The 5,806-nt window shown below is 67.8% G+C and carries 5 protein-coding genes and 1 pseudogene; 4 read left to right on the forward strand and 2 right to left on the reverse strand.

Annotated features, from left to right (window positions below; all coding sequences use genetic code 11):
- Both VF649_RS13285 and VF649_RS13290 read right to left on the reverse strand, forming a co-directional pair.
- Positions 1-1,411, reverse strand: a 1,411-nt coding sequence (locus VF649_RS13285; protein ID WP_331012442.1) for a TonB-dependent receptor, incomplete at its 3' end; no start/stop codon positions are given.
- Positions 1,412-1,624: 213 nt separating this feature from the next.
- Positions 1,625-3,550 carry a tetratricopeptide repeat-containing sulfotransferase family protein gene (locus VF649_RS13290; RefSeq protein ID WP_331012438.1) on the reverse strand — a complete coding sequence of 642 codons (1,926 nt, stop codon included), beginning with the start codon at positions 3,548-3,550 and terminating at the stop codon, positions 1,625-1,627.
- 125 nt (positions 3,551-3,675) lie between these two features.
- Between VF649_RS13290 and VF649_RS13295 the strand changes: the two genes are divergently transcribed.
- The 4 genes and pseudogenes from VF649_RS13295 to VF649_RS13310 form a co-directional block, all read left to right on the forward strand.
- Positions 3,676-3,954: a hypothetical protein gene (locus VF649_RS13295; RefSeq protein WP_331012439.1), complete on the forward strand. Its 279-nt coding sequence runs from the start codon at positions 3,676-3,678 to the stop codon at positions 3,952-3,954.
- Entirely contained in the window at positions 3,951-4,391 is a 441-nt protein-coding gene (locus VF649_RS13300) for a periplasmic heavy metal sensor (RefSeq protein ID WP_331012440.1), read from the forward strand. The genes VF649_RS13295 and VF649_RS13300 overlap by 4 nt, the downstream gene beginning before the upstream one ends.
- Positions 4,388-4,957: an RNA polymerase sigma factor gene (locus tag VF649_RS13305; protein ID WP_331012441.1), complete on the forward strand. Its 570-nt coding sequence runs from the start codon at positions 4,388-4,390 to the stop codon at positions 4,955-4,957. The genes VF649_RS13300 and VF649_RS13305 overlap by 4 nt, the downstream gene beginning before the upstream one ends.
- A 64-nt stretch (positions 4,958-5,021) precedes the next feature.
- Positions 5,022-5,744, forward strand: a pseudogene (locus VF649_RS13310) (multicopper oxidase domain-containing protein); the annotation flags it as partial.
- Between the last annotated feature and the right edge of the window lie 62 nt (positions 5,745-5,806).

Consider the following 5,806-nt stretch of genomic DNA (forward strand, 5'->3'; position numbering starts at 1 on the left):
AAAAGGCAAGCTGATGCTCGTCGACATCCTGCAAGCCCGAAAAGATGTCGTCCTTCTGGAATGCCTTGTCGACCAGCTGCGAGTCATACAGGCCGTTCGGTGTTTTGAACGGACCGTAGAAATAATTCATGTAGGACAGCGTGTCGAAACCCGGCGTCGGAATGTCCTGGCGCAGGTGCCGCTTCTGCTTTTCGTAGAAGGCGCCAACGGTCCAGCTGACCGGACCACCCGGCTTCGAAACCAGCCGGGTTTCCAGCATATAGTCCTTCAACTTCTGGTCGATCTGGTAATATTCGGGCGGCAGGGCCAGCGCGATATTCTGATCGTAGGTCGTCGGCGCCTTGAACAGGGGGTAGGTCGTCGTGCTGACCGGCTTGCCCGAATTATAATCCTGAAAGAAATACCCGATCTGCGGTTCGACGCTGGCATCGAAACCAATCGCGCGATCGGTGTAAGCACCCGTCACCACCAGGCTGGCAAAGCCGAGATTATAGTCCACACCCAGCGTGTACAGCCGGAACTTGTCGTCGGTTCCCTCCGGCCCGTTGGTCAGGATCGTATAGGATTTCAGGCCATCGAACGCCGCGTTCAGCCCGCGCGCGCGGCTTTGTTCATAGGTGAAGCTGGCATCCACCGTCAGGTCCGGACTGGGGGTCCAGCGCAACGCCGCGCGTCCCTGATAGGTGTTGTTGCGATTGGCATTGTCCTTGTCGCGCCGCCCGATATTGTCGATGAACCCGCCGTCGCGGCCGACATAGAAATTGCCGCGGAACGCCAGCGTGTCCGACACCAGCGGCACGTTCACCATACCACGGACGTTGAAGCTGGGCTCGCCATGCTGGGTCGTCGCGATACCCGTTTCGACGGAGCCGAACGCCTGCTTCATGTCCGGCTTGGCGGTGACGAAGCGGATGGTGCCGGCCATCGATCCTGCCCCGAACAGCGTACCTTGCGGCCCGCGCAGGATCTCGACCCGTTCCAGGTCATAGACTTTCAGGTCGGGCGTCTGGCCCTGGACCGAGATCGGGGTATCGTCCAGATAGACCGCGACCAGCGACCGATCGGACGTATCGGACGTGTTGTAGCCGCCGGTCGACAGACCGCGCATGTTGAACTTGTTGAACCCCGGCCCGCCTTCCGTGATGGACAGCGACGGCGTGAACTTGGCGAGATCGACCAGATTGCCCTGCCCGGACTTGGTGATCTGATCGACGTTCACCACCGCCACCGCGATCGGCACATTCTGCAACGATTGCGCGCCCGCCCGGCTGGCGGTGATCACGATATCGGTCAGTTCCGCGCTGGACGCCTGCGCGGCCGCCACGGGCGGATCGGCCTGCGCCTGTGCCTCGGCCATCCCCGGCATCGCGACCGCGATCGCCGCGGCGGATGTCCACCAGCGGGCCACCATCCTGGCCCGACCGTGCCTGTTGTTCGCGCGTTCGATTGACTGCACCGCCCACCCCCCTTGTCGATCCCGAGACCGTGCCCGTGCCGCCTACCGCCGGCGTTATCGCCTGTGCGGTTGGACGGCGCGGCCTTCCGAGTGTGGAGGCTCACCCGAAACGATCGACGCAGGAAACACTATATTGGGATGAAGCCATGCCATATTGTCATCGGCCGGTCATGGCCGCGTCGCCGCCGCGTCATCCAGTGCCGCGATCAGCGGACCGATCCAGGGTTCGTACCGGCGCCACCGACCGATCGACGTGCGATACAGCGGCTGGCGCACCTGTTCCGAACTGGCGGTCCGCACCGCGCGGTCGTTGTCGGAAAAGCGCAGGCAGGCGGGATCGAACGGCAGCCCGACATGATCGAGCAGCCGCCTGGTCTGCCCTTCGAGATCGTCGACCACCCGTTCATAATCGACGCGCAGCACGCGCCCGGGCAGCACGCGATCATAATGCCGCGTCAGGTCGACATAGCTGGCATGATGGCGCGCCAGATCGCCCAGATCATAGCTATAGGCCTGCCCCTGCGCAAAGTTCTGCACGAACAGCGACACGCAGCAATCGCGCGGGTCCCGCCGCACGTCGATGATCCGCGCATCGGGAAGCATCAGGTGGATCAACGGGATGTGCAGGACGTTTCCGGGAAACTTGTCGATGAACCGGGGCCGGCCGGTTTGCCGCCGCGCACCCGCGCGCGCCAGGTAGCGCGTGCCCAGCACCGTGACATCCTGCGCGGTCAGGCTGCGCAGGCCCGCCGGATAGCCGGACACGCCGCGCGCGATCGCGGTCACCTCGGGCAGTTCCGACAGACCCTCGATCGCCGGATGCGATGCCAGGATCTGCTCGATCAGGCTTGATCCCGAGCGCGGCAGCCCGACGATGAAGATCGGCGCCGGGTCGGGGTTCCCCCACCCTGCCCGCGCGGCGAAGAAACCCGTGTCGCCGGTCGCGATCATCGCCGCGACGAAGGCGTCGTGCGCATCGGCGTCGTGCGGCTCGATAATCCGGCGTACCGCATTGGCGCTGCGATAGCATGCGAACGCCCGCGCATCCGCCCCGCGGTCCGACCAGGCCTTGCCCAGCGCGAAGCCGATCTGGGCCCGCGTCGCCGGCGTCAGGTCCGCCCGTTCGGACAACCGGGTCATCGCCGCCAGGTCTTGGTCGTCGAACGCCGCGGTCTTCAGGTCCGCGATACTTCCATAAGCCTCGCCCAGGGCCGGCATGATCGCCAGCGCGCGGCGATAGGCCGCGACCGCATCCTCGGGCCGGCCGACGATGCGCAGTCCGTGGCCATGGGCCAGCCAGCCCGCCGCCGCGTCGGGCATCGACGCCACGACAGCGCCGAAATCCGCCACCGCCTCCGCCGCGCGCCCCAGCCGCAGGCGGATCGCACCGCGCAGCGCGCGCGCCACGATCGCCTTCGGACAGCTATCGACCACCACATCGATCGCCGTCAGCGCCTCGATATCGCGTTCGGCATGGTGCAACGCCTCCGCCAGGCGATAGCGCGCCGGCGCGTGGGCGGGCGTCCGCTCCACCGCGGGGGTCAACAGCGCGGCGACGGCATCATGACGCCCGGTCGCCATGCCCGCATCCGCGACCAGGCACTGTGCAGCGATATCGTTCGCATCCAGGCCATAACGCGCGCTCAGCCGACCCCGCGCCGCAGGATCGCCGTCCAGCAGGTCCGCAACCATCGCCATCAGCGCCGCGTCCCGCGTCAGTACCGGCCGCGATCCATCCGCGACGCCCGCCAACATCCGCAGATCGTTCAGGCTGTGCCGTGCCAGCAACGCCGCGTCGTTCAACGCCACCGCCCCTTCCAGCACGGAAATGGCCGCATCCGCATCGCCGCGCCCCGCCAGCGCCAGCCCCAGTTCGGCATGGACTCCCCACGCCCGCGGCGCACGCACCGCCAGCGGCTGCAACAAAGCGATCGCGCCGTCCGCGTCGCCGCATCGCCGCCGCGCCGACGCCAGCAGCAACGTCGCCGTCGCCGAAGAGCCATGCCGCAGCACTGCCTCCGCCAGCCGTGCCGCTGCCGCCGCATCCTGCCCCAACAGGGTCCTGGCGGAGGTGAGGGGATCCGGGCCGGTCATGCCGCGATGCTGGCCTGTCCCGCGCCGCGGCTCAAGCCCGTATCGTCCGGCCCCCGCATCCCGGCCGGTTTGCGAAGCCATGAGGGATGGTGCGCCGCACCGCGTAAGGATGATAGAGAAGGAGCATGGACCGCATGGACGATCTCGATGCCGCGCTCGCGCGATTGGCGGATGCTCCGCTGCCACCGCGGCTCGCAACGCTGCACGCCGATGTCTTCGCCCGCATCGCGGCGCAGCCGCCGGTCCGGGCCGGGCTTGGGTGGGGCGCGGGGGCGGTGATCGTCGCGCTGATCATGGGCATTGCCGGTGCTGTCATACCGATGGGCGGCGCGTCGGCATCACTTGCGCCGCTGGGGGCGGATCCCTGGCTGGCGCCATCGACCCTGCTGGCGGGTGCGCCATGATCGGGGGTGGCCGGGCGTGGCCGATCGCGGGGGCGGCCTTCGTCGCGGCGATCGGCGGCGTCTTCATCGGGCGCGCCGTCCTGCCCGCCGCGCCGCGGCCGGGCGCCGCGCTGCATGATCTGGTGCATCACCGGCTGTCGCTCGACAGCGCGCAACAGATCGCGCTGGATCGCCTGGAACAGCGTTTCGCCGTCCGGCGCACCGTGCTGGAACGGGAATTGCGGGCCGACAATGCCCGGCTGGCGGCGGCGATCGCGGCCGAACATGGCAATGGCCCCGGTGTCATCGCCGCGGTCGATCGCAGCCATGCGGCGATGGGCGAACTGCAAAAGGCAACGCTTGCCCATGTCTTCGCGATGCGGCAGCTTCTCCGTCCGGATCAGGCGGCGCTGTTCGATCAAGCGGTGGTGAAGGCGCTCACCGACGACGCGCGGTGAACGGCGACGTCCGCACGCTTCCCGATGGTGACCTGGCCGCGCTCGGCGACGCGGGCGGACAGGCCGCCTTTGCGGAAATCATGCGCCGCCACGCACCATCGATCTTCCGCCTGATCCGCAGTTGCACCGGCGATGCCGAGGAGGCGCTGGACCTGACGCAGGACACGTTCGTCGCGGCGCACCGGGCGCTTGCGCGCTATGATCGCGTCCGCCCGCTGCGGACCTGGCTGGCGGCCATCGCGCTCAACAAATGCCGCGACTGGGGCCGCAAGCGCGCGGTCCGCCGCTTCCTGACCTTCGCCGGGCCGATTGATGACGCCGCGGCCGCGATCGCGGACGATCGGCCTTCGGTGGAGGATGGCGCGGCCGACCGGCAGGAACTTCGCCGCGTCGCGCGGATGATCGCGGCGCTCCCCACCGCGCTGAAGGAAACGCTGATCCTGCGCACGATCGAGGGGATGAGCCAGAGCGAGACCGCGGCCGTGCTGTCGATCAGCGAGAAGGCCGTCGAAACCCGCCTGCACCGGGCGCGAAAGGCGCTGTCGGACCGGCTGCACCGCGGATAAGGGGTCCGTCGCCGCACCGCGTATCAAAGTGGGGGCCGTCGACGCCGCCATGCCATCAGGGATCATCATGCACCTTCTCGATCGCCGCCACCTGCTGCGCGGTGCCTCGCTTGCCGGAACCGGTATCGCGCTGTCGGCGATCATGCCGGCCTGGGCCCGATCCGGGTCGTCCGGCGTCGCGGCCCCGCTGCCGACCGTATCCGGTGACGATATCCGGCTGACCGTCGCGCATCAGCGGATGATGATCGACGGCCGCGCCAGCCATGCCATCGGCATCAACGGCAGCGCACCCGCGCCGCTGATCCGCCTGCGCGAGGGGCAGACCGTGCGGCTGCACGTCGAAAACGGGCTGGACGAGCAGACCTCGCTGCACTGGCATGGCCTGATCGTGCCGTTCCAGATGGACGGCGTGCCCGGCATCTCCTTTCCGGGCATCGCGCCGCGTACCACCTTCACCTATGAATTTCCGGTCGTTCAGGCGGGCACCTATTGGTATCACAGCCATTCGGGGCTGCAGGAACAGACCGGGCTTTACGGCCCGATCATCATCGATCCCAAGGGGACCGATCCGGTGCTGGCGGACCGTGAACATGTCATCCTGCTGTCCGATCACAGCCCGCTGCATCCGCACGCCATCTTCCGTAAGCTCAAACAGCAGCCCGGCTATTTCAATCGGCAACAGCAGACGGTCGCCGGCATGCTGAACGGCGCGGATCAGCCGGTGGCGGATCGCCTCGCCTGGGGCGGGATGCGGATGGACCCGACCGACATTGCGGACGTGACCGCGTAGAACTACACCTATCTAGTCAACGGCCACGGTCCGCGCGACAACTGGACCGGCCTGTTCAC

Origin of the sequence: Sphingomonas sp. (assembly GCF_036387535.1) — a bacterium.
Lineage (GTDB): Bacteria > Pseudomonadota > Alphaproteobacteria > Sphingomonadales > Sphingomonadaceae > Sphingomonas_R.